Origin of the sequence: Arthrobacter sp. 147(2020), from assembly GCF_013116715.1 — a bacterium.
Classification (GTDB): domain Bacteria; phylum Actinomycetota; class Actinomycetes; order Actinomycetales; family Micrococcaceae; genus Arthrobacter_D.
The window spans coordinates 23,171-49,471 of sequence record NZ_JABFOM010000023.1 but is presented as its reverse complement, the minus strand read 5'-3'; the positions used below and the strand labels follow the sequence as shown (position 1 = coordinate 49,471).

Sequence of the window (26,301 nt, the reverse complement as noted above, 5' to 3'; positions counted from 1 at the left end):
TGCTCCTCAGGTGGTGGTGGCGTCCAGGGCGGACATCAGGTCGGCCGCCGGGATCCGGGCGCTGGCAATGAGCTCACCGCCGCTGTTACGGGCAGCGGCGACGAAGGGGATGGCCCAGGTGTTCTCGTAGACGATCAGTGCGGCCACGGTATTGGGCTGGAGTGCGTCGGCGGCCTGGCGCAGATCGTCCTCGTCGAGCAGGTTCGATCGGGCGCCCGCGAAGAAGTCGAACCCGCCAGTGTCGGGAGTCGCCTCGGTGAGGTCCAGCACGGTGACTTCACCGTCTGGGTCTTTGCTGATGACTGTCAGGTCATAGAGACGGATCACCCCGCTGTCCACGAGGTTCCTGAGTGCGTCACTCGTCTCGCCGGTGAACCGGTCATGCGGGAACTCAAGGAGGACATAGTCGACTGGGCCAAGTACTTCTGCCGGTGCTGTGCTCACGTGGGCTCCCTGAGGCAACGGATGTGGATATTCCTACGCCGAGAGTCTCCGCCCTGGGAAGAGTGGCCGCATCACCCGTCGGGGGTGAGCGGTCGGGCAGCCGAAGTGAGTCAGAGGGCATAGGGCAGCGGCCTAGGCGCAGGAGTCACGGTCCATGGTGATGGCGAGGGGGTGCTGGCCGGTGAAGGAGCCGTCGGCGGTCGAGTAGTCGATCTCGATGAACTCTGATGTGCCGCGGTCCACCCCCTCGTCGAGGGAAACCGAAACCACCACGTTGAGATACTCAAGGGTGGAAATTTCGTAGCCGACAGCTGGCACCGGCTCGGTGAAGAACACATTCTCCGGCATGTCCTCCATGTCGGCCATTTCACCGGCGCCGTGTGCTCCGGTGTGCTCGTCGCCGCCCATCACGGTTCCGTCGTCCATCCCGTGGGTGCCATGACCACCGCGGTTGGCGGGGGTGACCTCGGCCGCGTTCAGGGTGACACCGGAGGGTGAGCCCAGGCTGACGTCGTCGACAGTGAACGATTCGAGGGTCTCGTTGTGGATCAGGACCGTGTACTCCTGGTACCCCAGGGCAGGCTGTACCGAGCACAGTTTGGCGCCATTGGCGCCGAGCTGCAGTGGATCCTCGCCCAGGGCTCCCGCGAGCACTCCCGTATCGGGTTCCCCGGCGACGGCGGCGCTCTGGACGGGCTGTGGGGCACTGTTGACGTTAAGCGGGTTCTCTTCCATCCCACCGCACCCGGAGATCAGGGCTGCGGTGATCACTGAAACGCCTAGCATTGCTGCGGTTCTGCTGACCATGGTTCCTCACGCTCGTCGGTGGTGCCGGCCGCGACCGAATTCCGGTCCGCGCTCAGCAGTCATTCGTACCTGACGCCCCAATGGTTTGGTGGTTCCCCTGACTCCAGACCCGTCCCGCCCGTGACGCACCCTATTCGTACAGCACGTAGTCCGGTTTCGGGTCCAGCCCCAGTACCTCCGGTGGGAGCATCAGCGGGCCCAGCACTGCGTCTTCCTCGAAGAAGAGTTTGAATCCCGGGTTCACTGTTGGGGGGAGCTGCAGCATCAGCTGGTTATAGGTCTCGATCTTCGACCCGGGGGCGCCGATCCCGTCGACGCTCTTGATCACTTCGACGCCGTCGTACTCGCGCACCGCTGCCTCGTTGGTTACCACTGAGGGTGCCACCTGGTGGAAGACCAGCGCCTTCTGGGGCAGCTCATGCTCGGTGACCAGATCATCAAGGTAGGTAGCGATCTGGTCGATCTCCTCGCCGGAGGTCTGCCCGTAGGAGACCCCGGGGAGCTGGTCGCCGGTGATGTCCCATTCGGGATCCAGTGCCAGCCCGACATCGGGTTCCAGCAGCCACTTCTCGAGCAGTTCCACCTCGGCGGTCATCGTTGACCGCCCCGGCTGAACGTTGAGCAACAACAGTGCGTCGTGCCGGCGCGCCGCTTCCAGGTAGGAGCTGATGAAGTCATCGTTCGCTGCCGCCCGATACAGGCCATCGGCCCCCGGGGAGGCCTGCACGACGACGGTGATCAGTTCCAGCACCGGCATCACTTTCCGCCCGTCAGCGTACTGTTCGCCGAGCAGCTCCATCTCGTCCACCCGCTCGTCGATGTCACCGATACCTAGCCTGCCCATCCCCTCGGATGTCGGGTGGCCGCTGAATCCGACCAGCCGGTAGTCGGGGAACAGGTCCGTGCCGCCGCGAGGCAGTTCAAGGGGTTCAGGGGTCGGCGTAGGTGACGGGCTCGGAGTCGGAGACACGCTCGGACCGCCGCTGGGGGTGGCACCCGCGGCGGGCGAGGGCGACGCCGTCGTCGTACTGTCGACGGCCTGGCCCCTGGCCCCATCCGCTGCCGGTTCACTGGGAACGCACCCCATGAGCAGGAGGCACAGAGCAGCCGCGAACGGCACCGCGGAGCGGCGGAGGGACTGGCGTGGCTGGCTGGTGTGTCGCATGTCATTCCTCGGCGAGAGTGTCGGTGGATCAAACGCGGGTTTAACGCTACAGGTGCTGGGCTACGCTTTAGCCATGACAGAGCCAGAGTTCGTGCATGAAACCGAAATTGCCACCTCCCCGATCCGACTGTGGGAAGCACTGACCGAAGGCGATGTGACCCGGCGCTACTGGTTCGGACGCCGCCTGGAATCCAGCTGGGTTCCCGGGTCCCCCATCCGCTTCTACGACGGAAGCTCCGAGACCATCACGCATCACGGTGTGGTGTTGGAAGCCGACGAGCCGCGCCACCTGTCCTACTCGTTCCGTGAGGTACCCGAGGGCGAGGATGGCCTCGCCGATCCGCAGGAGGACGCGGCCACCCGGGTGAGCGTTGATCTGGAGCAGATCGACGGCGGCGGGATGCGGTTCCGCCTCACGCACGACCGGTTGGCCTCGCCGTCGGACGTTGAGAGGGTAAGCGCTGAATGGTCGCCGGTGCTGACGAACCTGCAGGCGCTGCTGGAGAACGACAACGCCCAGTATCCCGCCCCCGGCAACAGCTAGCCGAAAGCCGGTCCACGTTGTCTTAACGGGCGCCCACCCCTAAGAATGAACTATGACAGTAATCATGCGGTCCCTTGAAACCGCAGTTCCAGAGACCGTCATGGTGCAATCGGATGTACGGGACGTCTTCGCCGCCCAGCCCGGCCTGAGCCGGCTCGGGACCCGTCTGGTCGGTGCGGCGTTCGATTCCTCAGGGATCGAACGCCGGTACACGGCGGTAAAGGAAATGACGCTGGAAGCCTCCTCCGAAGACCCGGTGTTCTTCGACGCGGCAGACCGGCGTATTCTCTCCCCCAGCACGAAGGTCCGCAATGAGGTGTACGCGGAGGAGGGCACCAAGCTCTTCATCGAGGCGGCCAGCAAGGCACTTGCCGCCGCCGACGGGATCGAAGCGGCCGACATCACCCACGTCATCACCGTGTCCTGCACCGGGTTCTTCAACCCGGGGCCGGACTACAAGGTGGTCCGGGCCCTGGGATTGAGCCCGGCCGCCCAGCGCTACCACCTGGGTTTCATGGGCTGCTACGCTGCGTTCCCAGCCCTGCGCGCCGCCAAATCCTTCTGCGAGGCCGAGCCCGACGCCGTCGTCCTGGTGGTGGCCGCCGAACTCTGCTCACTGCATGTCCGGTCCTCGAACAACCCTGACACCATCGTGGGCTCTTCCCTGTTCGCCGACGGCGCCGCCGCCGCCGTGATCAGCGCCCGCGAGTACACGCCGACGGCACCCGCACTGAGCCTGGACTTCTTCGAGACCGTGCTGACCCCGGTGGGCGAAGAATCGATGGCCTGGAACATCGGTGACGAGGGATTCGAAATGGTGCTCGGCACCTACGTCCCGCACATCATCGACGAACACATCGTGGGTGCGCTGGAACCGCTCCTCGCCCGCGACGAAACCCTCGCGAACCTGCAGTACAAGGACATCGAGCACTGGGCGATCCACCCGGGCGGGCGCAGCATCCTGGACAAGGTCGAGGCCAAGCTGGACCTCAAGGAAGACCAACTGGTCCCGGCGCGGGAAACGCTGCGCGACTACGGCAACATGTCCAGCGCGACAGTGATGTTCGTGCTCAAGCACATCCTTGAGCAGCCCTTCGACGGCCAGGACGAGCGGATCTGCTCCATGGCGTTTGGCCCTGGCCTCACCGTGGAGACCGCCCTGTTCACCAAGGTGGGTCCCTGAGTGCAGTTCCTCACTCACCGCGACCCTCACGCGGTGGAGGAGATGGACAAACCGGACTGCGACCCGGTCTTGCTGGATCGGACCTACGCCCAGTTCGGGCTGATCAACGCCACCGTTGCTGGCTGGCGCCGCACCTGGGCGCAGCAGATCCGGCCGCAGCTGTCGACGTCGCGCCCCTCGACGCTGCTGGACATCGGATCAGGCGGCGGGGACATGCCGCGGGCGTTCGCCCGCTGGGCGGCACGGGACGGGCTGCAGCTGTCTATCCTGGCCATCGACCCCGATGAACGGGCCCACGCCTTCGCCATCGCGCAGCCCCCACTTCCGGGGCTTCGCTTCCGGCGGGCGTTCAGCGCCGAGCTGGTGGCGGAGGGTGAGCGGTTCGACGTCGTCACCTCCAACCACCTGCTGCACCACCTGACCCCTGAGCAGCTGGCCGGGCTGCTGGCCGATTCGGAGCAGCTGACCCGCGGCATCGCGGTGCACAACGATATTGAACGCAGCCGCCTGGGTTACCTGCTCTTCTCCGTGGGTACCCTGCCGCTGCGCCGGTCACTGATCCGGAGGGACGGGCTCACCTCGATCCGCCGCAGCTACAAGGCCGCCGAACTGGCGGCGGTCGTCCCTGCCCACTGGACGGTCAAGGGACGATTCCCGTCGCACACCCTGCTGGTCCACCAGGCGTCCGATGCATGATGTGATCCTGGTCGGGGGAGGTCCGGTGGGCCTGTACGCCGCGATCCTGCTCCGCCAGGCTGGCCTCGACGTGGTGGTCCTGGAGCAGCGGACCACGCGGAGCAGCCATTCGCGGGCCATCGGCATTCACCCTCCCGCGCTGCAGGCGCTGGCGGAGGCGGGGGTCGCCGACGAGCTGATCCTTCGCGGCGTCAAAATCCACGAGGGGGTCGCGCGCAGCGCTGGCCACGAGGTCACCCGGCTATCCTTCACCGGGCTGCCGGGCGACTACCCGTTTGTCCTCGCCGTCCCGCAGGTCCACACGGAGCAGGTTCTTGAGGACCGGCTCGCCGTCGTGGCGCCCGGGGCGTTCCGCCGCGGCGTCGAAGTGACCGGCGTGTTTGATACCGGCCCCTCGATGCTGGTGACCACTGCGTCGGGGGACGTGCTGCAGGCGCGGCTGGTGATCGGGGCCGACGGCGGCAAAAGCACCGTGCGGGACAGCGCCGGCGTGACCTCGTCACTGCAGCGCTACCCTGACACCTACCTGATGGGCGACTTCGCGGACACGTCGGACGAGCGGTCGACGGCCGTGCTGTACCTGGAACCGGGCGGGATCGTCGAGTCCTTCCCTCTCCCGGACGGGGTGCGGCGCTGGGTGGTGCGGACGCCGTCGTTAGTCGATTCCCCCACCACCGGGATGCTGGGGCAGCTCATCCTCGACCGGGCCGGGGTCAGGGTGGACGTTGACAGCAATTCGATGCTCAGCGCGTTCGACGTGCACCGGCGGCTCGCCCGGCGCTTTGTGACGGGCCGGACCGTGCTGATCGGCGATGCCGCGCACCAGGTCAGCCCCATCGGCGGGCAGGGCATGAACCTCGGCTGGCTCGACGTCACTGCTCTGGCGCCGATCATCACCGCCTCATTGATCGGCGGCGAGGACGTAGGACAGGCGCTGGCCGCCTTCGCTACGGGCCGTCGTCGAGCTGCCGTGACCGCAGCGCGGCAGGCCCACCTGAACATGGCGCTGGGACGTCCGCTTCCGGCGCCGGTCCTGACCCTCCGGAACGCGCTCTTCGGCCGGTTCAACCGGGTGCCCGCAGTACATGACACGATCGCCCGCACCTTCACCATGCAGTAGCCCCTTTTATCTGGGGCGTCGCGGGGCTTACCGGGACTGGAGGTTGGCCAGCAGTTGCTCGAACGGCAACGATTCCTCGGCGGCCTGGCCGGTCCGTCGCGGAGTTGCAACCACCAGTGCGGCCAGCTCCCTGCCGGCCTGGGTGATCCGGGCTTCAAGCTGCGAGCCGCCGTCGCCGGCTCCCCAGTCCTCGGTCGCCGCGTAGACGGCTGTGGGGATCACCCGGGCGCGCAGGTAGCTGAACAGCGGGCGCAGCGCATGATCGAGCATCAGCGAGTGGCGGGCGCTGCCGCCGGTGCCACCGATCAGCACGGGCATGCCGTCGAGCGCCTTGGGCTCAATCACGTCGAAGAAGGACTTCAGCAGGCCGCTGTACGAGGCGGAGAATACGGGGCTGACCACCACCAGGGCGTCGGCGTTCACCACCGCGTCGATGGTTTCGGCGAGCCGGGGTGACGCGAAACCGGTGACGAAGTTGTTCGCAATCTCGACCGCCCAGTCGCGCAACTCGATGGTCTGAACCTCGGGCTGGTCACCGAATTCCGCGAGCGCTCGCGCCGCGGATCCACTCAACTGGTCGGCGAGCATCCTGCTGGAGGAGGGAACTGAGAGCCCTGCCGACACCACCACGATTTTGGTCATTCTGACTACCTCTTCTAGATGCGTCTGCATGTAGTACTGGTAACCAGTGGAGGGGCGGAAAAATTTCCACCCCTCCCTGCACTCCGCCTACCCCGGGGAGGCGCCGGACCCTAGAGGTGGGTCGGAGCGAAGAGCCGCAGCAGGGTTTCGACGACGACGACGTTGGGCCCCTCGGCGGCGAAGCTGTCCTGAAGCGCCTGCCGCACATCGCCCGGCGCCACCTTGACCGCCGGTACGCCGAACGCCTCGGCGAGCTTCACGAAGTCGGGGCGGGTCAGCTCGGTGGCGGTGGCTTTCCCGAACGCACCCTCCATGTATTCGCGGAGAATCCCGTACCCGCCGTCATCGACAATCAGCCAGGTGACCGGCAGGTTGTGCTGCTTGGCGGTCGCCAGCTCGGCGATCGAGTACATCGACGAGCCATCACCGGACACCGCGAGGACGCGCTCCCCCAGCCCGACGGCGCCACCAATGGCACCGGGGAATCCGTAGCCCAGCCCACCGGCACCCTGCGCCGAGTGGAACTGGCCGTCCTTGGCATCCCAGCAGCTCCAGGCCCAGTAGGCAGCGATGGTCATGTCCCAGTAGGTCTGGAGCCCGGCAGGTGCTGCGGCACGGATGTCAGCCATGAACTTGCGCTCCATCGCAAGATCCTGCGAGTCCAACCGGCCCTGCACCTTGGCGAGGGTCTCCGCGACCAGAGTGACGGCGTCGTACCCGTCGGTGCGGTCACGGTCGAGCGTGGGCAGCGCCTCGTCAAGCGCGGCGAGCGCCTGGCCGGCGTCGGCGCGGATTCCCAGTGCCGGGCGGTTGGATTCCAGGACGCGGGGTTCGGCGTCGATCTGGATGATGCGACCGCGGGGCTCGAGGGTGAAGTAGTTGCTGGTGACCTCACCGAGGGAGGACCCGACCACGAGGAGCACGTCGGCGTCTTCCAGGACCTCGGTGACGTAGCGGTCCTCGACCCAGGCCTGCAGGGACAGCTCGTGTTCCCAGGGGAACGCACCGTTTCCGCCGGGCGAGCACAGGACGGGGGCGCCGAGCTTCTCGGCGATGGACAGTAACCAGTGCTCGGCGTGGCCGCGGCGCGTGCCTCCGCCGGCAACGATGGCCGGACGCTTCGACTCGGTCAACCACTTCACTGCCTCGCGGACCAGCTCCACCCGGGGCGGGTTGTCGAACGGCTCGGCGAGCGCGTCCTCCACCTGCGGGACCATCACCGGGTCCAGCAGGACATTCTGTGGCACCTCGATCCAGACCGGACCCTGCGGCGACGACACGGCCTCGGTCCAGGCATCCTGGATGGCGGAGGGAATGCCCGAGGCGTGCTGGATCAGGCGTTGGCTCTTGGTGACGTTGGCGGCGGAGGCCTTCTGGTCATCGAGCTGGTGGAGCATACCCTTGCGCCGGGCGCCGAGGCCCTCCAGCGGGATCTGGCTGGCGATGACCACCATCGGCACACCGGTGGCGTAGGCCTCCTGCAGTCCGGCGAGCGCCGTCAGGGCGCCGGGACCGGTGGACAGGAAAAGCACTCCGACCTGTCCGGTGGCACGGGAGAACCCGTCGGCGGCGAACGCCGAGTTGTTCTCCACCCGCGAGGACACGAACCGCAGATCCGAGCGCGACAGCGCGTCGAACAAACCCAGCGCATGCTGGCCGGGGATGCCGAATACCGTAGTGGCGCCCAGCGCACTGAGGGTCTCGACGACGAGGTTCCCACCGTTGCGTTCTCCTCCGGTGAGGGGCTGCGGGGGTGCTGCTGCGACACTGTCGGTGGTGACCATTTAGCGTTCCTCTGTCGTACTGTTCGGGGTGGCGCGGGTGGAGGTTGCCTGGTCGGCCATCAGGCTGACCAGATCATAGGCGACGTGGGAGGCAGCGACGCCGGTGATTTCCGCGTGGTCGTAGGCCGGGGCCACCTCAACGACGTCGGCGCCGACCAGGTTCATCCCGCGCATCCCGCGGAGGATTTCCAGCAGTTCCCGGCTGGTGATGCCGCCAGCCTCGGGGGTTCCCGTACCGGGCGCGTGAGCGGGATCCAGCACGTCGATATCCACTGAGATATAGAGCGGACGGTTGCCGATCCGGTCGCGCAGCTTGGCGACCACCTCGTCCACACCCTGCCGGAACACGTCGGAGGAGGTGACAATGCCGAAGCCGAACCGGCGGTCATCCTCCAGATCCTTTACCCCGTAGAGCGGCCCTCGGGTACCCACGTGGGAGATGGCCTCGGTGTCGAGGATTCCTTCTTCAACGGCACGGCGGAACGGTGTGCCGTGCGTGTACTCGGCGCCGAAGTAGGTGTCCCAGGTGTCCAGGTGCGCGTCGAAGTGCAGCATTGCCACGGGCTGGCCAGCCCGTTCGGCGGCGGCACGCAGCAGCGGCAGCGCGATGGTGTGGTCGCCACCAAGCGTGACCAGCCGTGCGCCGTCGCGCGTCAGGTCCAGCGCATTCTGCTGGATGGTCTCGATCGCCTCGTTGATGTTGAACGGGTTGACCGCCATGTCGCCGGCATCGGCGACCTGCACCCGCTCGAACGGGGAGATATCCAGGGCCGGGTTGTACGGCCGGAGCAGACGGGAGGACTCGCGGATGTGGTTCGAGCCGAACCGCGCCCCGGGGCGGTAGGAAACCCCCGAGTCGAAAGGCACGCCGACGACGGCGATGTCGGCGCGTTCCACCTCATCGAGCCGTGGCAGCCGGGCATAGGTCGCGGCGCCGGCGTACCGGGGAATCCGTGAAGAGTCGATGGGGCCAATATTTCCGTTGGCCGTGACGCGCGGCTGGTCCATGGGTACCTCCGGGTTGGGGCAGGAGCTGCCCGCACAAGTCTTTCGAATGGGTCAGAAGTTGCCATATAAGCATCAACTGTTTTTCATAAGGCTAATTGTGATGTCCGTCTCGGTCAACATTACCCCCGGAAAACAGGCTGAAAACTGCCCCGTAAAGGATCCATAAAAACCATCCCTTCCGCACCACCCGCGGGCCTACAGTCAAGCCGTGACTACAACATTGACCAGCACCCTCCAGAGCATCAGGGAATCCCGCCGCGCCCGGCGGCTGGGCCACTGGCTGCTGGATGACGAGAACCAGCGCAAGCCCAAACGACCCCACCACACCGCCACCCACTCCTGGTGGAAGGTCATGTGCCTGACGGGCGTCGACTACTTCTCCACCCTCGGCTACCAGCCGGCCATCGCCGCCGTCGCCGCGGGCGTGCTCTCCCCCATCGCGACGATCGTCCTGGTCCTGGTCACCCTGCTCGGCGCCCTCCCGGTTTACAAACGGGTCGCCGAGGAGAGCCCCCACGGCGAGGGCTCAATCGCCATGCTGGAACGGCTCCTCCCCCGCTGGAGCGGCAAGCTGTTTGTCCTGGTCCTCCTCGGGTTCGCTGCCACCAGCTTCCTGATCACCATGACGCTGTCCGCGGCCGACGCCAGCGCCCACCTGATTGAAAACCCGTTCGCGCCCGGCTGGATGCACGGCCAGGAGGTCATCATCACGCTGGTCTTCCTGGGACTGCTTTCGGTGGTGTTCCTGAGGGGATTCCGGGAAGCCGTGGGAATCGCCGTCGCGCTGGTCGCCGTGTTCCTGACCCTGAACCTGGTGGTCATCGTCGTGGCCCTGGGCCAGGTGGTCCTTGATCCGCCCCTGGTGCAGGACTGGTGGACCGCACTGAACACCCAGCACGGCAACCCGATGCTAATGGTGGTCGTGGCCCTGCTGATCTTCCCCCGGCTGGCCCTGGGCCTCTCGGGATTCGAAACCGGCGTCGTCGTCATGCCGCTCATCAAGGGACACCCGGGCGACGAACACGAGGACCTCGCGGGGCGCATCGCCGGGGCCAAGAAGCTGCTCACCTCCGCCGCCCTGATCATGAGCGGCTTCCTCATCACCTCAAGCCTCGCCACCACCATACTGATCCCCGCCGCCGAATTCGAGGAGGGGGGCGAGGCCAATGGTCGCGCCCTTGCCTACCTGGCGCACAAGTACCTCGGTGACGGGTTCGGCACCGCCTACGACATCAGCACCATCGCCATCCTCTGGTTCGCTGGCGCGTCGGCAATGACCGGCCTGCTGAACCTGGTCCCCCGCTACCTGCCACGCTACGGAATGGCTCCCGACTGGTCCCGGGCCGTGCGCCCGCTGGTGATCGTGTTCACCGCCGTCGCGTTCCTGGTCACCATCGCCTTCCGGGCCGACGTGGAGGCGCAGGGCGGCGCGTACGCCACCGGTGTCCTGGTGCTGATCACCTCAGCCTCCGTGGCGGTCACCCTGTCCGCCCGACGCCGTCGGCAGCGCCTGGCGACGGTGGGCTTCGGCGTGGTCACGGTTGTCCTGTCCCTGACCACCCTGATCAACATGGTGGAACGGCCCGACGGCGTCCGGATCGCCGGGCTGTTCATCCTCGGGATCGTGGTGGTGTCATTCGCTTCCCGTTTCCGCCGTGCGTTCGAGCTGCGTAGCACCGGGATCAGGCTGGATGACGAAGCGCTGCGGTTCGTGGCCTCCACCGATGACGGCGAAATCCTCCTGATCGCCCACGAGCCGCAGCGGCTCACCGCCGGGGCTTACCGCAGAAAACTGGAACACGCGTGCACGGTCAGCCATCTGACCCCTGCCGACAACCCGCTGTTCATCGAGGTGATCGTCGACGACTCGTCCGAGTTCGCCACCGCCCTCCAGGTGCGCGGTATCACCCGGCACGGGTACCGGATCCTCGAAGTGCACGGGTCGAATGTTCCCACCACGATTGCCGCGGTGATGCTGCACATCCGGGATATCACCGGGCTGATGCCGCACGTGTACTTTCGGTGGACCGAGGGGCACCCGCTCACCAACCTGTTCAAGTTCCTCATCACCGGTGAGGGGGAGATTGCGCCGGTGACCCGTGAGGTGCTGCGCGAGGCGGAGCCCGACGTGAGCCGCAGGCCCTGGGTGCACGTCGGCTAGGGTGCTACCCGCCGGATGCCGCCGGGACCAGGGTCCAGAGCACGATCGCCTCGACGCCGGTGGGGTTGAACCAGGTGTGGGGTTCACGGCCGGGGAACGTCACGGTGTCCCCTGCCTCCAGCTCGTAGCGGTCATTGGAGAAAATGAGCACAAAGCTGCCGGCGATGACGTGGAGGGTTTCCACCTCGCAGTCCACCGAGTACAACTCGGTCTCGCCGCGACCGTGCGGGGCGATCACCGCGCGGATCATCTGCAGCCGGCGCTCCGACCGCGCAGTAATCAGCCGCTCATTGATACCCTCGCCGCCGAGACTGATGTGCGGCGCCTCACCGAGCCGGGTGAGGTGCGTTTCGGGCACCAGGAACAGGTCGCCAATCGACACTGACAGTACCTGGCACAAAGTGACGAGGGAGGCGACCGACGGCGACGTCAGGTCACGCTCCACCCGGCTTAGAAAACCCTTCGTGAGGCCGGTCGCGGCGGCCACCTGCTCGATGGTCATGCGCTGGGACTGCCGCGCGGCACGGATCCTTGATCCAATGGCGACGGGGGCGTTACTGGGTTCTACAGGCAGAGCCTTCACTACGTACCATCTCTCCGCTCTAGGTCGCCTCCCCGGGCTGACACACGACTATGAGCATACCGAGGAATCTGTTTGTAACCTGGTTGGTCCACACTTGACCTGTTAGCAAGGTCACAACTAGCCTATAGCGAAACATAAGTTTTCTATAGGTTACTTTCTAACCGCAACCACCTATTCAGGAGCACCATGGAATTCATCAACATAGCGATCGTGGTGGTCTACCTCGTGGGCATGCTGGCGTTCGGCTGGTGGGGCAAGTCACGCACCAAGAACACCAGCGACTACCTGGTCGCTGGCCGCCGCCTCGGCCCCCTCCTCTACACCGGCACCATGGCGGCAGTTGTTCTCGGTGGCGCCAGCACCGTCGGTGGCGTTGGCCTCGGCTACACCTACGGCATCTCCGGCATGTGGCTCGTCGTCGCGATCGGCCTCGGGGTGCTGCTGCTCAGCCTCCTGTTTGCCCCGACTCTACAGAAGCTGAAGATCTACACGGTCTCGCAGATGCTCACCCTGCGCTACGGCGCCGAGGCCACCAAGGCGTCAGGCATCGTAATGCTGGCCTACACACTGATGCTGTGCGCCACCTCGACCGGGGCATACGCCACTATCTTCGTGGTGTTGTTCGGCTGGGACCGAGCCGTGTCCATCGCTGTCGGCGGCGCGATCGTGCTGATCTACTCGACGATCGGTGGCATGTGGTCCATCACCCTTGCTGACATGGCGCAGTTCATCATCAAGACCGTCGGCGTGTTCGCCCTGATGCTCCCGTTCGCCCTCATCAACGCCGGCGGCTTCAGCGGCATCTCCGAGCGTGCCGGGGACCAGTTCTTCAATATCACCGGCATCGGCGCCCAGACCATCATCACCTACTTCGTGGTCTACACCCTGGGCCTGCTCATCGGTCAGGACATCTGGCAGCGCGTCTTCACCGCCAAGACACCCACCGTCGCCCGCTGGGGCGGCGTCACCGCTGGCGTGTACTGCATCCTCTACGGTGTCGCCGGAGCCGTGATCGGCATGTCGGCCAGCGTCATCCTGCCCAACATTGAGTCGCAGGACGACGTGTACGCGGACATTGCCATCAACGTCCTGCCGATCGGCATCGGTGGGCTGGTGCTCGCTGCAGCCGTCGCAGCCATGATGTCCACCGCTTCCGGTTCACTGATCGCCGCGGCAACCGTGGCACGTGCAGACGTCGTCCCGTTTGTCAGCAGCTGGTTCGGCCGGGGCGGACAGACAAGCATCGACACCACCACCGAGGCCGAGGCCGAGAACCCGGAGCACGACGTGACCGCCAACCGCTGGTGGGTACTCGGCCTGGGCCTGGTCACCATTTCGCTGGCCGTCATCGTCCAGGACGTCGTTGCCGCCCTGACCATTGCCTACGCCATCCTGGTGGGCGGCCTGCTGGTCGCGATCCTCGGCGGGCTGGTCTGGAAGCGGGCCACCGGCGTCGCGGCCGCGGCCTCAATGGCAGCGGGTACGGTCTTCACGCTCGGCACGATGATCTACCTTGAGGTCAACGCCGAGAACCAGTACGACGGTATCTACGCCAATGACCCGATCTACTGGGGTCTCGGCGCGTCGGCCATTGTGTTCGTTATCGTGTCGCTCGCGACCAAGCGCACCGATCCGGCGGTCATGGCCGCCTGGGAGCGCCGCGTGGCAGGTGCTGCCGAGGATGAGGTTCCCGTCGCCGAATCCCGCAGGGCCGCGCGCCGCTAGTAAAAGGCGCCCGGCATAACAAAAGGCCGGCGGCCACTGGATATCAGTGGCCGCCGGCCTTTCTTGTGCCACAGCGAGGTTCAGCCAGCGGGACTGGTGCCCGCCGGGTGTAGTTTGGCGTTCCTGGCGACGCCGGCGCCGGCATCCCTGACGTGCTGGCGCATTGCTTCTTCGGCTGCAACGGCGTCGTTGGTCCGCAGTGCTTCACACACCCTGCGGTGAGCGGCGACGGAGGATGCCTTGACGTCCTCGGTACTCCAATAGTCCTCTTTGTAAGGCAACGGCACCTCCAACAGTCGGCGGGCGATATGGGTGAGCCGATCGTTTCCCACAATGTCGAAAATCAGTCCATGAAAATACTGGTTCTCCTGGTCGCATTCCAAGACAGAGCCAACGGGGAGATTTTCCAGCCGGTCGCAGCTCGATTCCAAAGCTGCCAGATGACTCTTGGAGACGTGCAGTGTGGCCTGTCTCGCCACCATCCCCTCAAGGACGCTGCGAATTTCATGGATCAATTGAACATCTTCGGCCGTAAACAGCCGCACTTTGGCACCCCTGCCAGCCAGCACCTCAATTAGGCCCTCGGTTTCCAATACCCGGAAGGCCTCTCGGACAGGGGTCCGACTGACGCCCAGGCGGACCGCCACTTCGGCCTCCTTGAGCCTCTCGCCCGGGGCATAGCTCCCACTCAGGATGGCCGAACGGATGAATTCGACTGGACCCTCGCCGGGTTGACTGGTCACTGAATTTCTCCTCATAACGCCGACGCTGCCGTAGGTCGCCTGCAACCGGGACTGTGCCCCACGTCACATCCTATGCTACGGTGGCCAGATTGTATGCAATGTATGCAATATCACGTCCCGAATAATTCCTAGGGAAAAGACCTCATGACTCCTGAAATTATCTCGATCATCGTCCTGGCCCTGCTCTTTCTCGTGGCCACGATCCGGTCGGTCAATATGGGCATCCTGGCATTCGTCGCGGCGTTTGCCGTCGGCGTTCCGGTCGCGGGCATGACCACCGAAGACGTTGTCGCTGGCTTCCCCGGAGATCTCTTTCTGGTGCTGATGGGCCTCACCTTCCTGTTCGGCTTCGCCCAGCAAAACGGAAGCATCGATCTGCTGGTGCAGTGGAGTCTCAAGGCAGTTCGCGGCAGGGTCGCTGCAGCACCCTGGATCTTCTTCGCCCTGTCCGCCATGCTTATCTCGGTCGGAGCCCTCTTCGCTGTCGCGGTGGTCGCGCCCCTGGCCATTCCCTTTGCCCGCCGATACGGCATGAATCAGCTCATGATGGGCATGATGGTGGTTCACGGTGCATTGGCGGGAGCGTTCTCGCCTATCAGCGTCTATGGAGCCTTCATCAATGGCTATCTGCAGCAGGAAGGTCTCCCCACCGACCCCCTGGCGCTGTTCCTCGTACCCCTGGTCTTCAACCTGGTGGTTGCGTCGATCGTGTACCTGACAATGGGTGGGCGCCAGCTCCGCGGGTTGAAGATCGATGAGAATGCTGAGGGTCAGGACACCGGCGCACTCTCTACTCCCACCTCCGCGTCAGGCGGACCTGGACTATCCGGCACACCAGGCTCCAAAGGCGTGTCCGCATCAGTGCTCACCAGTCCCAGTGCAGTCGCAGGCACCTCCCGGGCAACCCCCTACCAAAAGCTGACACTGCTGGGTCTTGCCGTATTGGCGCTCGGTACAGCTGTCTTCGGCTTTGACGTCGGCGTTCTGTCCCTGAGCATCGCTTCAGTCCTTGCCATCGCCTCGCCAAAAGCCTCAAAGGAGGCAATGACGAAGATCAGCTGGCCAACCGTCATCCTCGTCGCCGGTGTGCTGACATATGTCAACGTCCTGGAAACCGCGGGCACCATCGCCTACGTCAGCTCCGGCATCTCGGCAATCGGCATTCCCCTCGTCGCGGCCTTGCTGTTGTGCTATCTCGCAGGGATCACATCCGCTATGGCATCCTCGGTTGGCATCATCGGAGTCGCCATTGCCTTGGCTGTGCCATTCCTGCAGTCCGGGGCCATTGACCCGATTGGTTTCGTTGTGGCCCTGGCCATTGCCGCCACCATCGTGGATGTCAGCCCGTTCTCCACCAATGGCGCCCTGGTGCTTGCCAATGTGGATGAGGCGGACCGGGACAAGTTCTACCGCCACATGCTCGTTTACGCGGGAATCGTCGTCGCCGTCGGGCCCGGACTCGCCTGGCTCACAGTTCTTGTTCCTGGCTGGCTCTAGCTTAGGAGCGAAAACCTGCACCCGGCACAACAAAGGCCGGCGTCCACAACATGTCAGTGGACGCCGGCCTTTTGTTATGTCACCGGTTACGGCTTGGCGATCGAGGATCCGATTCTGCGGCCGGGCCTGCTGCTGCGGCCGCGCCCGACGGCGTCGGCCTTCGTATCGATTTCGGCTCGCTTGATCTCAGCAGGAGTGATCGGACCGTCCTCTTCACCGTTCCAGGACTTGATGGCGCTCCAGGTCACTGCCGCGAGGGGCACGGACAGGATCGCTCCGACGATGCCGGCAAGGATCGTGCCGGCGGTCAACGCCACCAGGATGACCAGAGCATGAACGCTCAGGGAGCGGCCCATGACCACCGGCTGGAGGAAGTTGCCTTCGATCTGGTTCACGGCGATGACTACCACAATGACAATCAGCGCGGTGGTGGGCCCGTCGGAGACCAGAGCCACGAGGGCAGCCAGTGCCCCAGCGAACGTCGCGCCGACGATGGGGATGAACGCGCCGACAAAGACGATGACCGCCAGCGGCAGTGCAAGCGGGATGCCCAGCCAAAAGAGTGCGACTCCGATGAACACCGAGTCCACGAGGGCGATGATGGCGGTTCCGCGGACGTAGCCGCCGAGGGTCTCCAGTCCGTGGATTCCGACGCGACGGGCCTTGACCAGCCGCTCACCTTTGAAGGGGCGCAGGATGAAGGCGAAGATCTTGTCGCCGTCCTTGAGGAAAAAGAAGAGGATGACCACCATCAGCACCGCCCCGGTGAGGAACTCGCCCGCAGCAGTAATTCCGGTCACCGCACCGGCGCCCACCGTTGCGCTGGTCGCAAAGTCGATCAACCACTCCTGAGCATCGGCGATCTGTTGCTCATCGACGGGAATCGGGCCGCTGATGATGAAGTCGTAGATCTTGTCGAAGCCCTGTGTCGCGCTGTCGACCAGCTCATCAGCCTGACTCTGAACAGCAAAGACGATGCCGGTAATGACGCCGCCCAGGACGCCCAGCAGCAGGAGGAAGGAGAACGCCGTCGCGAGCGCGCTCGGCCAGCCCTTCCGCCGGAGCCAGTTCACCAGCGGCCCGATAGCGGCCGCCAGGATCAGCGCAATGATCAGCGGGATGACGACGAGCGTGACCTGCAGGAGGCCAAAGATCACTATGGAACCCAGGACGAGGATTAACAGCACCTGCGCCGCACGGGTGCTCGCGCGGCCGAGGGAGTCCTTCCACGGACTGCCAGGTCCCTCCGGCGTATCGGCGCGGACTGCTACCTCACGGTACTCCTCGCCGAGGGGGGCACCCTTGGTGCGCCTGAAAATGTTAAACACTTCTGGTTCTCCTTGCTTCCTCCGGAGGCACAGTTCAGCTGTCCCCGGCAATAAGTTGGTCACGAACCTGGCGTCGCAGCACCTTGCCAATCAGTGACCTTGGCAGTTCGTCTACCTCAACAATACGACGCGGTATTTTGTAGGCGGCGAGGGAACCCCGGCAGAAGGCCTTCAACACGTCGACGCTGAACGGCTGACCATCGCGGACGACGACGGCGGCCACCACCTCTTCGCCGCCTCCGGGCAGGGGCATCCCAACCACAGCCGCGTCGGCGACACTGTCGTGGGCGAGTAGCGCCTCCTCCACTTCGGTGGGGGTGACGTTGAAGCCGCCAGTGACGATGATCTCCTTGATCCGGTCCACTATCGTGACGAACGAGTCCTCATCAACCCGCACGATATCGCCGGTCTTGAACCACCCGTCGGCGGTCAGGACGGCGCGGGTGTCCTCAATGTTCCGCCAGTAGCCCTGGAACACCTGGGGGCCGCGGATGAGGAGTTCCCCCGTTTCGCCGGGTGCTCGGTCGCGGGCCGGGTCGTCCGGGTCGACCACCCGGATCTCCGTGTTGGGGAAGGGCACCCCCACGGTGCCGGGCTTGCGGGTGGGGCCAATGGGGTTGCCCAGGGATATGGGCGAGGTCTCGGTGAGCCCGTACCCTTCCACCAGGTAGCCGCCGGTCACGGATTCCCACAGTTCGATGGTTGCGGGAGGAAGGTTCATCGCACCCGAGAACGCAAAGCGCACACTCTTCAGGCTGATGCCCCGTTCCACGGCCCGTTTGGCCAGCCGCTCATAGATTGGGGGGACGGCGGGCAGGAAGGTTGGCGGGCTTGACTTCACCGCGTCCAGGACCAGATCCTCATCGAACTTCGGGAACAGGACGAGCTTCGCCCCGATGCTCATCGCGAAGGTCAGGCACAGCGTCAGTCCGTATGCATGGAACATCGGCAGGACAGCGTAAATGACCTCTTTGCCGTCCTGCAGCCCGGGAACCCAGGCGCGCCCCTGCGCTGCGTTGACGAGCAGGTTGCGGTGGGTGAGGACCGCGCCCTTCGGGTGGCCGGTGGTGCCGCTGGTGTATTGCAGGGCGGCGACGTCGGTGGCCACCGGCCCGGGGTGCGTTGCGGCGAGGGGCCGGTTGCTGACCAGGTGGTCCCAGCTGGTGACGCTCCGGTTTCCGGACAGTTTGGCGGTAGTAGTCAGGGCTGCCCGCGCCTGCCGGGCCTTCTTGACGGGAAGCCGCAGCGCCGCCCGCTTGGTCCAGGGCATGGCCCGCGTCAGGTCCACCGTCACGATCCGGGAGACCGGAACGTCGGCTGGCAGGTCCTGTACCCGCTGGGCGGCCTTGTCCCAGACGATCGCCACCGTGGCACCATGGTCTTCGAACTGGTGCCTCAGTTCGCGGTCCGTGTAGAGCGGGTTGTGTTCCACCACGATTGCGCCAAGGCGCAGCACCGCGTAGAACGCCACCACATGCTGTTGGCAGTTCGGCAAGACCAGGGCCACCCGGTCGCCGGCGACAACCCCCAGCCGGCGCAGCCCCTCGGCTGCCCGCTGGATCGATTCGCCGAGCTGACGGTAGCTGGTCTCCGCACCGAAGAATTCGAGTGCAACATTCCTACCGTACTGTTTCGCCGCGTCCTCGACGAGGTTGACGAGGGACCCCTCAGGGAGGTCGACGGCAGCCGGCACCCCGGCGCTGTAGTTCCGCACCCACGGGGCGGTGGAATCAAAAGTCATCAGTCTACTTCCTGTCTTGGCCTGTTGAACTCTATCCTGCCTGGCGGGCGGCCGGTCCCCGTGGCCCGCAGGCCCTCCGATCTCACTCGTGTAGCGGGCGGAACAGCACGGCGTAGATCCCCGCGGCACCGACGGCGACCACCACCCCCGCTGTCCAGAGCACCGCCGCCACGTCGGCCTTCCACACCCCGCTACTGATCCCTTTGAGACTGCGGCGGTAGCGAAGCTCCTGGCTCAGATAGATCCCGAGAGCAGCCGCGAAGCACGCCGCCACCAGCGTGAGCGAAAAATCTCCGTGCTGGGGTACCCAGCGAATGAACAACACGCCGCAGATCACCAGGGCGAGCAGTGTCCGCCCCCAGGCCAGCGACGTGCGCTCCGGTTGCAGACCCGGATCAACTGATTTCGTGGGGTTCGATTCAGTCATGGCGCATCATCAGGCCGGACGGAGGATGACAACCACTACGACGACGACTGCCACCATCGTCGCGCCGAGCGCCAGCACCGGAGCCAGGAGGGGCAGCGGCAACGGTAATCCATGCCGCATCGCCCGCTCCACCGTGAGCCACCGTCCGCTGGCGGCAGCAGCGATCAGCATGGCCAGCAGGAGCAGGAGGACCGCGATGGCCTTGCGGAGTAAGGGATCGAAAAGATCCACGGTGAACGCCTCGACTGCAATGCCACCGGCAAGAAGGGCCAGGGACGTGCGGATCCAGGCCAGGAAGGTCCGTTCGTTGGCCAGGGTGAACCGGGGATCCGGATCGGTCCCGCCGCGCAGCAGCCACTGGGACAGTGAGCCGCGGCGGGGCGGCTTTTCGGGTGGTGCGGCCATCGTTTCATCTTAGCGACCCCCTTCCACGCTCCCCTCCCCCGTCCCGGCATGGTGCAGGGTCGAGGACGGGGCGAAGTCGCGCTACGATTGATACCGAGAAGGGGAGTAGCTCCTGTTCGGATCCGGTTTAGCGAATCCTGAGCGGAGGCCTGTCGACACACTGGCTATCGATGATGATGCCCGGCAGTCCACCGGAGAGAGTTTCCGGCGAGCGAGACCTTCGGCCGCGTTAACGACGGCCGGAGCCCCGTCACGGTCCTGGTCGCTATATTCCAGGAGACCGTAGTGACAGCAACCCAGAACAAACCATCCCCGGCAGATATTCGCCGGTGGCGCCAGTACCTGGCCGATGAACGCGCCGAAGCCGCCACCTACCGGTATCTCGCAAGCCGCCGCGAGGGCGAGGAACGCGAAATCCTGCTCGCCCTGGCGAAGGCCGAGGGCCGTCACGAAGCCCACTGGTTGTCCCTGCTCGGCGACCATCAGGGCAAGCCCGCCCGCCCGTCCTTCAGGAATGTGGTGCTCGGGTTCCTGGCCCGGCGGTTCGGGAGCGTCTTTGTGCTGGCCCTCGCGCAGCGCGCCGAAAGCAGGTCGCCGTACTCGTCCGACCCAATGGCTACCCACGCCATGGCAGCCGACGAGCAGATCCATGAAGAAGTTATCCGCGGCCTCGCCACCCGTGGGCGCAACAGGTTGTCTGGCAACTTCAGGGCTGCCGTGTTCGGCGCCAACGATGGGCTGGTCAGCAACCTCGCGCTGGTGCTCGGGGTGGGCGCCACCGGCGTCTCCACCGGATTCGTGTTGTTCAGCGGGATCGCCGGTCTCCTCGCCGGAGCCCTGTCGATGGGCGCCGGGGAGTATGTGTCGGTGCGGTCGCAGCGGGAACTGCTGGCCGCGTCCCGCCCCACCCAGATCACTCTCACCGCCGCGAAGGAACTGGACATCGACGCCAATGAACTGGTGCTCGTGTATCGGGCACGGGGCATGTCCCCGGAAGCGGCCCAGCACCGCGCGGAGGAGCGGTTGGGGCTCCGGGACTGCGACTGCGATCCCAGCCTGTCCCTTCAGCCGGAGACGGATGGGGACCGGGACCATCACGAGCAGATCGGCACCGGCCTCGGCGCCGCGGGGGCGAGCTTTTGCTTCTTCGCGTCGGGCGCCCTGATCCCGATCCTGCCGTATCTGTTTGGTCTCAGCGGAACGACGGCGATCATCGTCGCCTGCATCCTGGTGGGTCTGGCGCTGCTGGGAACTGGCGCCGTCGTCGGGCTGCTTTCCGGAGCCTCACCGCTGAAACTGGCGCTGCGGCAGGTGGCGATCGGTCTGGGTGCGGCCGCCGCGACCTACCTGCTGGGCCTGCTGTTCGGGGTCGGGCTGCTCTAGCCGGTCCGACCCACTAGGCGGTTAGTTCTGGGTGACGTAGTTTTCAAGCTTGGCGAGCGTCTTCTCCATGGCGATGGGGTTCTTGCGCAGGAACCCCATCGGCCGGAGGACAATCTTCCCGGTCACCGAGCGGGCATCCCATTGCTCGGTGACCAGGGTGCCACCGTCGCGCGGCTCCAGCACGTAACTCCAGGTGGCCTTCGTGAAGTGACGCCAGGTGATCCGGCGCCCTTCCTCGAACTCGACCACCTTGTTGAGGATCTTGTATTTCGCCCCGATGCGCATGTCCATTCCGAATTTGGCGCCCTGGTACAGGCGTTGCGGCCCGCCGGGCTGCTCGCCCTGGACGGTGTCCGAGCCGTCGATCACACTGTGGAGCGCCGGGGTGGCCAGGACCTCGAAGATGTCGCTGGCTGGCGCGTTGATGAATCGTTCACGGGTGATCAGGTAGGGGCTCATGATCCTATTCTGCCTTGCTGGCACCGGCAGCCACTTCAGGCTCCGCAGCGATCGACGTCGCCAGGGGTGCTTCCTTGACGAAGTACAGCAGGATCGCCGCGATGATGCCCAGTGGAGCCATGTAGAGGAACAGCGGGGTGAGTGCGTCGTTGTAGGACTCGATCACTGCGTTCCTCGCCGCGTCAGGCAGCGTGTAGACCAGCTCCGGGGTCAACGAGTTGGCGCCGCCCTCGGTGGTGACCGCTCCGCCCGGAAGCCGTTCGGTGAGCAGGTCGGCGACCCGCGCGGTGAAGAGGCTGCCGACGATCGCTGAGCCCAGGGTGGCACCGATCTGGCGGAAGTAGTTGTTGGAGGCGGTTGCGGTGCCCACCATCCGGTTGGGGAACGTGTTCTGGACGATCAGCACCAGGATCTGCATGCTAAGACCCAGCCCCGCGCCGAGCAGACCAATGTAGGTACAGATGATCCACAGGGCGGTGTCCGGCTTGATGGTCGAGAGCAGGAACAGCGCAACGGCGATCATCAACGAACCGGCGATCGGCATCCACTTGTAGCGACCGGTGCGGCTGACCAATACCCCGGATCCGGTGGAGAACAGCAGCAGCGCGCCCATCATCGGGATCATCAGCAGGCCGGCATTGGTGGCGCTCGCGCCGGTGACCATCTGCAGGTAGGTCGGCATGTAACCAACCGCGCCAAACATGGTGACGCCGATCAGCAGTCCGCCGGAGGTGGTGAGGTTGAAGTTGCGTTCCCGGAACAGATGCATCGGGAGGATGGGCTCGTCGGCCCGCCGTTCGACCATCACGAAGGCGACACTGGTAATGATGGCTACCGCGGCCAGTCCGAGGATGGTTACTGAGGTCCAGTCGTACTGGGTGCCACCCCAGGTGCCGACCAGCACAATCGAGGTGGTGGCGATCGCGAGAAGGGCCATGCCGGCGACGTCGGGCTTGGTCCGCTGGCGTTCCTTGCTCGGCAAGTGCAGGAAGAAAACGACGACCAGGAGTGCGAGCACGCCCAGCGGCATGTTGATCCAGAACATCCAGCGCCAGCCAGGGCCCTCGGTGAAGAAGCCGCCCAACAATGGGCCGGCCACCGAGGCGAAAGCGAACACGCCGCCCATAACGCCCATGTACTTGCCGCGCTCCCGGGCGGGGACGACGTCGGCAATGATTGCCTGGGCGAGGATCATCAGCCCACCACCGCCGAGCCCCTGGATCGCGCGGCCGGTGATCAGCCAGGGCATGTCCGGGGCGAGCCCGCCGACAACAGAGCCGGCCATGAAGATGCTGATGGCGATGAGCAGCAGGTTCTTGCGGCCCATCAGGTCACCGAGCTTGCCGTAGATCGGCATCACGATAGTGGCGGTCAGAATGTAGGCGGTGATGACCCAGAGCATCTGGTCGACGCCGTGCAGCTCGCCCACGATGGTGGGAAGCGCCGTACTAAGGATCATCTGGCTGAGGGCAGCCAGGAGCATTGAGAGCATCAGCCCGATGAAGAGCAGCAGCATGCCAGTGGGTTTCTCGACAACGGCTTCGGGGGTGGTTCTGGTATCGGTACTCATTGGATTTCCGGGAGGACCTCTCTGAGGAGTGCGTTGGCGGTACTGAGAGCCGCGAACTGGTTGTCGAGTGTTGGTGCGTGAGCGGATTCCTGCATCGCGTAGCGCATGGGTGCTCCTGCGATCAGCACGATCATGCGGGAGATGTCTTCGGCGCGGTGGTGCTGGGCGACGTCGGCCCATTTGGCGGAGGCAGTAATGCCCTCGGTGACGACATCGCGGACCAGTTGCTCCACCTTCAGGAAGTAGCCGAAACGGCGCTGGCGGAGTTGGGGGAACCGCTGCACCACCTCCATGCGGAGGCTGTCGCCGTCGGCGCCGCCCTCGGTGGAGTGCACCACGTTCACGAGCAGCCGGGACACCTGGTCGAGGAGGTTCGCATCGACGTCGAAGGCTTCCAGCCAGGTGTCATCGATCGAGGGGTCCTGGAGGCCAAGGATCGCGTCCTCCTTGGTGCTGAAGTAGTTGAAGAAGGTCCGGGCCGAGACGTTGGCCTGGGCTGCGATGGCTTCGGTGGTGACGCGGTCCGGCCCGTTCTCGAGGGTGAGCCGGGCGGCGGCATTGTGCAGGGCAGCCCAGGTCTCGGTGCGTTTTCGGTCCCGGAGCGAAAGTAGTTGACTCACCGAACTATTGTGACACCCAGCAACGTTTTACACAACTGCAAAATTGCGGCGCTGCATTATTCTTCTTGGGAGCATCGCGGCGAGCCTGATGGTTAAACGCAAAACGCGCCGGTAGCCGTGTGAACACAGCTACCGGCGCGTCAGTGGGCGTCGCGGGTTTGTGGCGCCCGAGAGCCCTACGGCTTGAGGAGCACCTTGATGGCGCGCCGCTCGTCCATGGCCTTGTACGCCTCGGCAGCGTCCTCGAGGGACATCTCGACGTCGAACACCTTGCCGGGGTTGATCTTTCCGGCGAGGACGTCAGCCAGCAGTTCCGGAATGTAGGTGTGGGCCGGGGCCATGCCGCCGCCGACCGTGATGTTCTTGGAGAACAGCAGCCCGATCGGGAGCTCGGCACCGCCCGCGGGAACACCTACGAACCCGAGGTTGCCGCCGGGCCGGGTGCTGGCGAGGGCCTGCTCCATCGACTCCTTGGTGCCGACGCACTCCAGCACCGAATCGGCGAGCACTCCCCCGAGCAGTTCGCGGACCTTCTCGACGCCGGCGTCACCGCGCTCGGCGACGATATCGGTGGCACCGAACTCGCGGGCCAGTGCCTGCCGGTCCTCGTGCCGGGACATAGCGATGATGCGTTCCGCGCCGAGGCGCTTCGCCGCGAGGACACCGCATAGCCCGACGGCTCCGTCGCCCACCACCACCACGGTGCGGCCCGGCCCCACCCGGGCGCTGACGGCCGCGTGGTGCCCGGTGGACATGACGTCGGAGAGAGTGAGGAGGCTGGCGGTCAGCTCCTTGTCCGGGTCGGTAACCCCGTCGACCCTACGGAGAGTGCCCTCCGCCTGGGGTACGCGGACGGCTTCGCCCTGCGCGCCCTCGACATAATGACCGTTTTCGTCGTCGCCGCCCCAGGAGGTGAGGTGGTCGCAGGCCACTGTCACTCCGTTGAGGCACTGCGGGCACTTGCCGCAGCTGTCGACGAAGGGGGCGATGACGAAGTCGCCGACGGCCAGCTCCGTCACCTCGGAGCCGATGTCCTCGACGACGCCGACAAACTCGTGCCCGATCGCCCGGGTGCCACGGTTCTTGCTGATACCCCGGTAGGGCCAGAGGTCCGATCCGCAGACACAGGAGGCAGTGACCTTCACAACGGCGTCGGTGGGAAGTTTGATCGTGGGGTAGTCGCGGTCCTCAACCTTGATGTCGCCGGGGCCGTGGATGATGGTGGCGCGCATGCGTACTCCTCAAACTGGTGTGGTGGGTGAACTAGTTAGCCTAGCGCGGTCGCCTGACAGAAAAGGCCCCGACCGCTGGACGAATCCAGCTGCCGGGGCCTCCCAGGAAGAGCTACAGTCCTGCGTAGACCTCGCGGAGGAGTTTGGCGGTCTCGGACGGCGTCTTGCCGACCTTGACGCCTGCAGCCTCGAGGGCTTCCTTCTTGGCCTGTGCCGTACCCGCTGAGCCCGACACGATGGCGCCGGCGTGGCCCATGGTCTTGCCCTCGGGTGCGGTGAAGCCTGCCACGTAGCCGACAACCGGCTTGGTGACGTTGGCCTTGATGAACTCGGCGGCACGCTCTTCGGCGTCGCCGCCGATTTCGCCGATCATCACGATAGCCTTGGTTTCGGGGTCCGCCTCGAACGCAGCAAGTGCGTCGATGTGGGTGGTTCCGACGATGGGGTCGCCACCGATGCCGATGGCGGTCGAGAAGCCCAGGTCGCGCAGCTCGAACATCATCTGGTAGGTCAGGGTGCCGGACTTGGACACGAGGCCCACGCCGCCCTTGCCGGTGATGTTGGCAGGGGTGATCCCGACCAGCGACTCGCCCGGCGTGATGATGCCGGGGCAGTTGGGGCCGATGATCCGCGTGACCTGGTTGCCGTCGGCGTCGACCTTGGACTGGGCAAGCGCCCAGAACTCGGCCGAGTCCTGCACGGGGACGCCCTCGGTGATGATGACGACGAGGCCGATGCCGGCCTCGATGGCCTCGATGACCGCGTCCTTGGTGAAGGCCGGTGGGACGAAGACGATCGACACGTCGGCGCCGGTTTCTGTCATGGCTTCGCTGACCTTGCCGAATACCGGCAGGGTGACGTCGCCGTGGGTGACCGTGGTACCGGCCTTGCGGGCGTTAACCCCACCGACCACCTGGGTGCCAGCGGCGAGCATCAAAGCGGTGTGCTTGGTGCCTTCGCCGCCGGTGATGCCCTGCACAATGACCTTGGAGTCTTTGTTGAGAAAAATTGACATACGTTATTCCTTAATCCTT

25 protein-coding genes are annotated in these 26,301 nt (G+C 65.3%); 8 read left to right on the top strand and 17 right to left on the bottom strand.

From position 1 onward, the window contains the following. Positions 1-6 precede the first annotated feature (6 nt). The 3 genes from HMI58_RS13750 to HMI58_RS13740 all read right to left on the bottom strand — a co-directional run bounded on the left by HMI58_RS13750 (position 7) and on the right by HMI58_RS13740 (position 2,416). The gene (locus tag HMI58_RS13750; protein ID WP_171620531.1) at positions 7-444 is read right to left on the bottom strand and encodes a DUF6325 family protein; all 438 of its coding nucleotides are present in this window, start codon (positions 442-444) and stop codon (positions 7-9) included. A 132-nt stretch (positions 445-576) separates the two neighbouring features. Continuing rightward, positions 577-1,251, bottom strand: coding sequence for a hypothetical protein (locus tag HMI58_RS13745; protein ID WP_171620529.1), 675 nt, complete (start codon positions 1,249-1,251; stop codon positions 577-579). A gap of 130 nt (positions 1,252-1,381) precedes the next feature. After that, complete coding sequence (locus tag HMI58_RS13740; RefSeq protein ID WP_205208185.1) at positions 1,382-2,416, bottom strand: hypothetical protein; 1,035 nt, start codon at positions 2,414-2,416, stop codon at positions 1,382-1,384. Positions 2,417-2,489: 73 nt separating this feature from the next. Between HMI58_RS13740 and HMI58_RS13735 the strand changes: the two genes are divergently transcribed. From HMI58_RS13735 to HMI58_RS13720, 4 genes are read left to right on the top strand one after another with little or no spacing between them, the layout of a single operon-like run. Continuing rightward, the gene (locus HMI58_RS13735; RefSeq protein ID WP_171586726.1) at positions 2,490-2,960 is read left to right on the top strand and encodes an SRPBCC domain-containing protein; all 471 of its coding nucleotides are present in this window, start codon (positions 2,490-2,492) and stop codon (positions 2,958-2,960) included. Between the two features lie 52 nt (positions 2,961-3,012). Continuing rightward, entirely contained in the window at positions 3,013-4,143 is a 1,131-nt protein-coding gene (locus tag HMI58_RS13730; protein ID WP_171620527.1) for a type III polyketide synthase, read from the top strand. 42 nt (positions 4,144-4,185) lie between these two features. Then, positions 4,186-4,839, top strand: coding sequence for a class I SAM-dependent methyltransferase (locus tag HMI58_RS13725; RefSeq protein ID WP_205208191.1), 654 nt, complete (start codon positions 4,186-4,188; stop codon positions 4,837-4,839). Continuing rightward, positions 4,832-5,959: an NAD(P)/FAD-dependent oxidoreductase gene (locus HMI58_RS13720; protein ID WP_171620523.1), complete on the top strand. Its 1,128-nt coding sequence runs from the start codon at positions 4,832-4,834 to the stop codon at positions 5,957-5,959. The genes HMI58_RS13725 and HMI58_RS13720 overlap by 8 nt, the downstream gene beginning before the upstream one ends. Positions 5,960-5,986: 27 nt before the next feature. Here the strand turns inward: HMI58_RS13720 and HMI58_RS13715 are convergent, their stop codons facing one another. The 3 genes from HMI58_RS13715 to speB form a co-directional block, all read right to left on the bottom strand. Further along, positions 5,987-6,601 (bottom strand): FMN reductase, encoded by a 615-nt coding sequence (locus HMI58_RS13715; RefSeq protein ID WP_225668179.1) that lies wholly within the window; start codon positions 6,599-6,601, stop codon positions 5,987-5,989. A gap of 110 nt (positions 6,602-6,711) precedes the next feature. Next, positions 6,712-8,385, bottom strand: a complete 1,674-nt coding sequence (locus tag HMI58_RS13710) for a thiamine pyrophosphate-binding protein (RefSeq protein ID WP_171620519.1) — start codon at positions 8,383-8,385, stop codon at positions 6,712-6,714. Continuing rightward, positions 8,386-9,393, bottom strand: a complete 1,008-nt coding sequence (gene speB, locus HMI58_RS13705; protein WP_171586720.1) for an agmatinase — start codon at positions 9,391-9,393, stop codon at positions 8,386-8,388. A gap of 352 nt (positions 9,394-9,745) precedes the next feature. Here speB and HMI58_RS13700 point away from each other — a divergent pair, with 352 nt between their 5' ends. Further along, positions 9,746-11,554 carry an amino acid transporter gene (locus tag HMI58_RS13700; RefSeq protein WP_171620558.1) on the top strand — a complete coding sequence of 603 codons (1,809 nt, stop codon included), beginning with the start codon at positions 9,746-9,748 and terminating at the stop codon, positions 11,552-11,554. A 4-nt stretch (positions 11,555-11,558) separates the two neighbouring features. On the opposite strand, the gene HMI58_RS13695 is transcribed toward HMI58_RS13700, so the two are convergent. Then, the gene (locus HMI58_RS13695) at positions 11,559-12,137 is read right to left on the bottom strand and encodes a helix-turn-helix domain-containing protein (RefSeq protein ID WP_171586719.1); all 579 of its coding nucleotides are present in this window, start codon (positions 12,135-12,137) and stop codon (positions 11,559-11,561) included. Positions 12,138-12,323: 186 nt separating this feature from the next. Between HMI58_RS13695 and HMI58_RS13690 the strand changes: the two genes are divergently transcribed. Beyond that, positions 12,324-13,862: a sodium:solute symporter gene (locus tag HMI58_RS13690; protein ID WP_171586718.1), complete on the top strand. Its 1,539-nt coding sequence runs from the start codon at positions 12,324-12,326 to the stop codon at positions 13,860-13,862. Between the two features lie 80 nt (positions 13,863-13,942). On the opposite strand, the gene HMI58_RS13685 is transcribed toward HMI58_RS13690, so the two are convergent. Continuing rightward, entirely contained in the window at positions 13,943-14,605 is a 663-nt protein-coding gene (locus HMI58_RS13685) for a GntR family transcriptional regulator (RefSeq protein ID WP_171620517.1), read from the bottom strand. Between the two features lie 144 nt (positions 14,606-14,749). Here HMI58_RS13685 and HMI58_RS13680 point away from each other — a divergent pair, with 144 nt between their 5' ends. After that, positions 14,750-16,102, top strand: coding sequence for an SLC13 family permease (locus HMI58_RS13680; RefSeq protein ID WP_171620515.1), 1,353 nt, complete (start codon positions 14,750-14,752; stop codon positions 16,100-16,102). 86 nt (positions 16,103-16,188) lie between these two features. On the opposite strand, the gene HMI58_RS13675 is transcribed toward HMI58_RS13680, so the two are convergent. From HMI58_RS13675 to HMI58_RS13660, 4 genes are all read right to left on the bottom strand, one after another. Further along, entirely contained in the window at positions 16,189-17,430 is a 1,242-nt protein-coding gene (locus HMI58_RS13675; RefSeq protein ID WP_171620513.1) for an AI-2E family transporter, read from the bottom strand. A 34-nt stretch (positions 17,431-17,464) separates the two neighbouring features. Next, positions 17,465-19,171 (bottom strand): long-chain-fatty-acid--CoA ligase, encoded by a 1,707-nt coding sequence (locus HMI58_RS13670; protein ID WP_171620511.1) that lies wholly within the window; start codon positions 19,169-19,171, stop codon positions 17,465-17,467. Positions 19,172-19,253: 82 nt separating this feature from the next. Further along, positions 19,254-19,598, bottom strand: coding sequence for a DUF202 domain-containing protein (locus tag HMI58_RS13665; protein WP_171620509.1), 345 nt, complete (start codon positions 19,596-19,598; stop codon positions 19,254-19,256). 9 nt (positions 19,599-19,607) lie between these two features. Then, a complete protein-coding gene (locus tag HMI58_RS13660; protein WP_171620507.1) occupies positions 19,608-20,003 on the bottom strand; it encodes a DUF202 domain-containing protein in 396 nt (131 codons plus the stop codon). Positions 20,004-20,288: 285 nt separating this feature from the next. Between HMI58_RS13660 and HMI58_RS13655 the strand changes: the two genes are divergently transcribed. After that, positions 20,289-21,386: a VIT1/CCC1 transporter family protein gene (locus HMI58_RS13655; protein ID WP_318779225.1), complete on the top strand. Its 1,098-nt coding sequence runs from the start codon at positions 20,289-20,291 to the stop codon at positions 21,384-21,386. A 21-nt stretch (positions 21,387-21,407) separates the two neighbouring features. On the opposite strand, the gene HMI58_RS13650 is transcribed toward HMI58_RS13655, so the two are convergent. The 5 genes from HMI58_RS13650 to sucD form a co-directional block, all read right to left on the bottom strand. After that, a complete protein-coding gene (locus tag HMI58_RS13650) occupies positions 21,408-21,845 on the bottom strand; it encodes an SRPBCC family protein (protein WP_171586711.1) in 438 nt (145 codons plus the stop codon). 4 nt (positions 21,846-21,849) lie between these two features. Further along, a complete protein-coding gene (locus tag HMI58_RS13645; RefSeq protein ID WP_171620505.1) occupies positions 21,850-23,415 on the bottom strand; it encodes an MDR family MFS transporter in 1,566 nt (521 codons plus the stop codon). Further along, positions 23,412-24,035: a TetR/AcrR family transcriptional regulator gene (locus HMI58_RS13640; RefSeq protein WP_171620503.1), complete on the bottom strand. Its 624-nt coding sequence runs from the start codon at positions 24,033-24,035 to the stop codon at positions 23,412-23,414. The genes HMI58_RS13645 and HMI58_RS13640 overlap by 4 nt, the downstream gene beginning before the upstream one ends. 176 nt (positions 24,036-24,211) lie before the next feature. Continuing rightward, a complete protein-coding gene (locus tag HMI58_RS13635) occupies positions 24,212-25,267 on the bottom strand; it encodes a zinc-dependent alcohol dehydrogenase family protein (protein WP_171620501.1) in 1,056 nt (351 codons plus the stop codon). Between the two features lie 112 nt (positions 25,268-25,379). After that, the gene (sucD, locus tag HMI58_RS13630) at positions 25,380-26,282 is read right to left on the bottom strand and encodes a succinate--CoA ligase subunit alpha (RefSeq protein WP_171620499.1); all 903 of its coding nucleotides are present in this window, start codon (positions 26,280-26,282) and stop codon (positions 25,380-25,382) included. Between the last annotated feature and the right edge of the window lie 19 nt (positions 26,283-26,301).

Excerpts from the sequence above, each read along its gene's own strand:
- HMI58_RS13700 (WP_171620558.1), top strand. The coding sequence starts at position 9,746 with ATGTGCCTGACGGGCGTCGACTACTTCTCCACCCTCGGCTACCAGCCG.
- speB (WP_171586720.1), bottom strand. The coding sequence starts at position 9,393 with ATGGACCAGCCGCGCGTCACGGCCAACGGAAATATTGGCCCCATCGAC.
- HMI58_RS13690 (WP_171586718.1), top strand. The coding sequence starts at position 12,324 with ATGGAATTCATCAACATAGCGATCGTGGTGGTCTACCTCGTGGGCATG.
- HMI58_RS13710 (WP_171620519.1), bottom strand. The coding sequence starts at position 8,385 with ATGGTCACCACCGACAGTGTCGCAGCAGCACCCCCGCAGCCCCTCACC.
- HMI58_RS13635 (WP_171620501.1), bottom strand. The coding sequence starts at position 25,267 with ATGCGCGCCACCATCATCCACGGCCCCGGCGACATCAAGGTTGAGGAC.
- HMI58_RS13650 (WP_171586711.1), bottom strand. The coding sequence starts at position 21,845 with ATGAGCCCCTACCTGATCACCCGTGAACGATTCATCAACGCGCCAGCC.
- HMI58_RS13720 (WP_171620523.1), top strand. The coding sequence starts at position 4,832 with ATGCATGATGTGATCCTGGTCGGGGGAGGTCCGGTGGGCCTGTACGCC.
- HMI58_RS13730 (WP_171620527.1), top strand. The coding sequence starts at position 3,013 with ATGACAGTAATCATGCGGTCCCTTGAAACCGCAGTTCCAGAGACCGTC.
- HMI58_RS13745 (WP_171620529.1), bottom strand. The coding sequence starts at position 1,251 with ATGGTCAGCAGAACCGCAGCAATGCTAGGCGTTTCAGTGATCACCGCA.
- HMI58_RS13740 (WP_205208185.1), bottom strand. The coding sequence starts at position 2,416 with ATGCGACACACCAGCCAGCCACGCCAGTCCCTCCGCCGCTCCGCGGTG.
- HMI58_RS13665 (WP_171620509.1), bottom strand. The coding sequence starts at position 19,598 with ATGACTGAATCGAACCCCACGAAATCAGTTGATCCGGGTCTGCAACCG.
- HMI58_RS13680 (WP_171620515.1), top strand. The coding sequence starts at position 14,750 with ATGACTCCTGAAATTATCTCGATCATCGTCCTGGCCCTGCTCTTTCTC.
- HMI58_RS13715 (WP_225668179.1), bottom strand. The coding sequence starts at position 6,601 with ATGACCAAAATCGTGGTGGTGTCGGCAGGGCTCTCAGTTCCCTCCTCC.
- sucD (WP_171620499.1), bottom strand. The coding sequence starts at position 26,282 with ATGTCAATTTTTCTCAACAAAGACTCCAAGGTCATTGTGCAGGGCATC.
- HMI58_RS13645 (WP_171620505.1), bottom strand. The coding sequence starts at position 23,415 with ATGAGTACCGATACCAGAACCACCCCCGAAGCCGTTGTCGAGAAACCC.
- HMI58_RS13735 (WP_171586726.1), top strand. The coding sequence starts at position 2,490 with ATGACAGAGCCAGAGTTCGTGCATGAAACCGAAATTGCCACCTCCCCG.
- HMI58_RS13670 (WP_171620511.1), bottom strand. The coding sequence starts at position 19,171 with ATGACTTTTGATTCCACCGCCCCGTGGGTGCGGAACTACAGCGCCGGG.
- HMI58_RS13660 (WP_171620507.1), bottom strand. The coding sequence starts at position 20,003 with ATGGCCGCACCACCCGAAAAGCCGCCCCGCCGCGGCTCACTGTCCCAG.
- HMI58_RS13725 (WP_205208191.1), top strand. The coding sequence starts at position 4,186 with ATGGACAAACCGGACTGCGACCCGGTCTTGCTGGATCGGACCTACGCC.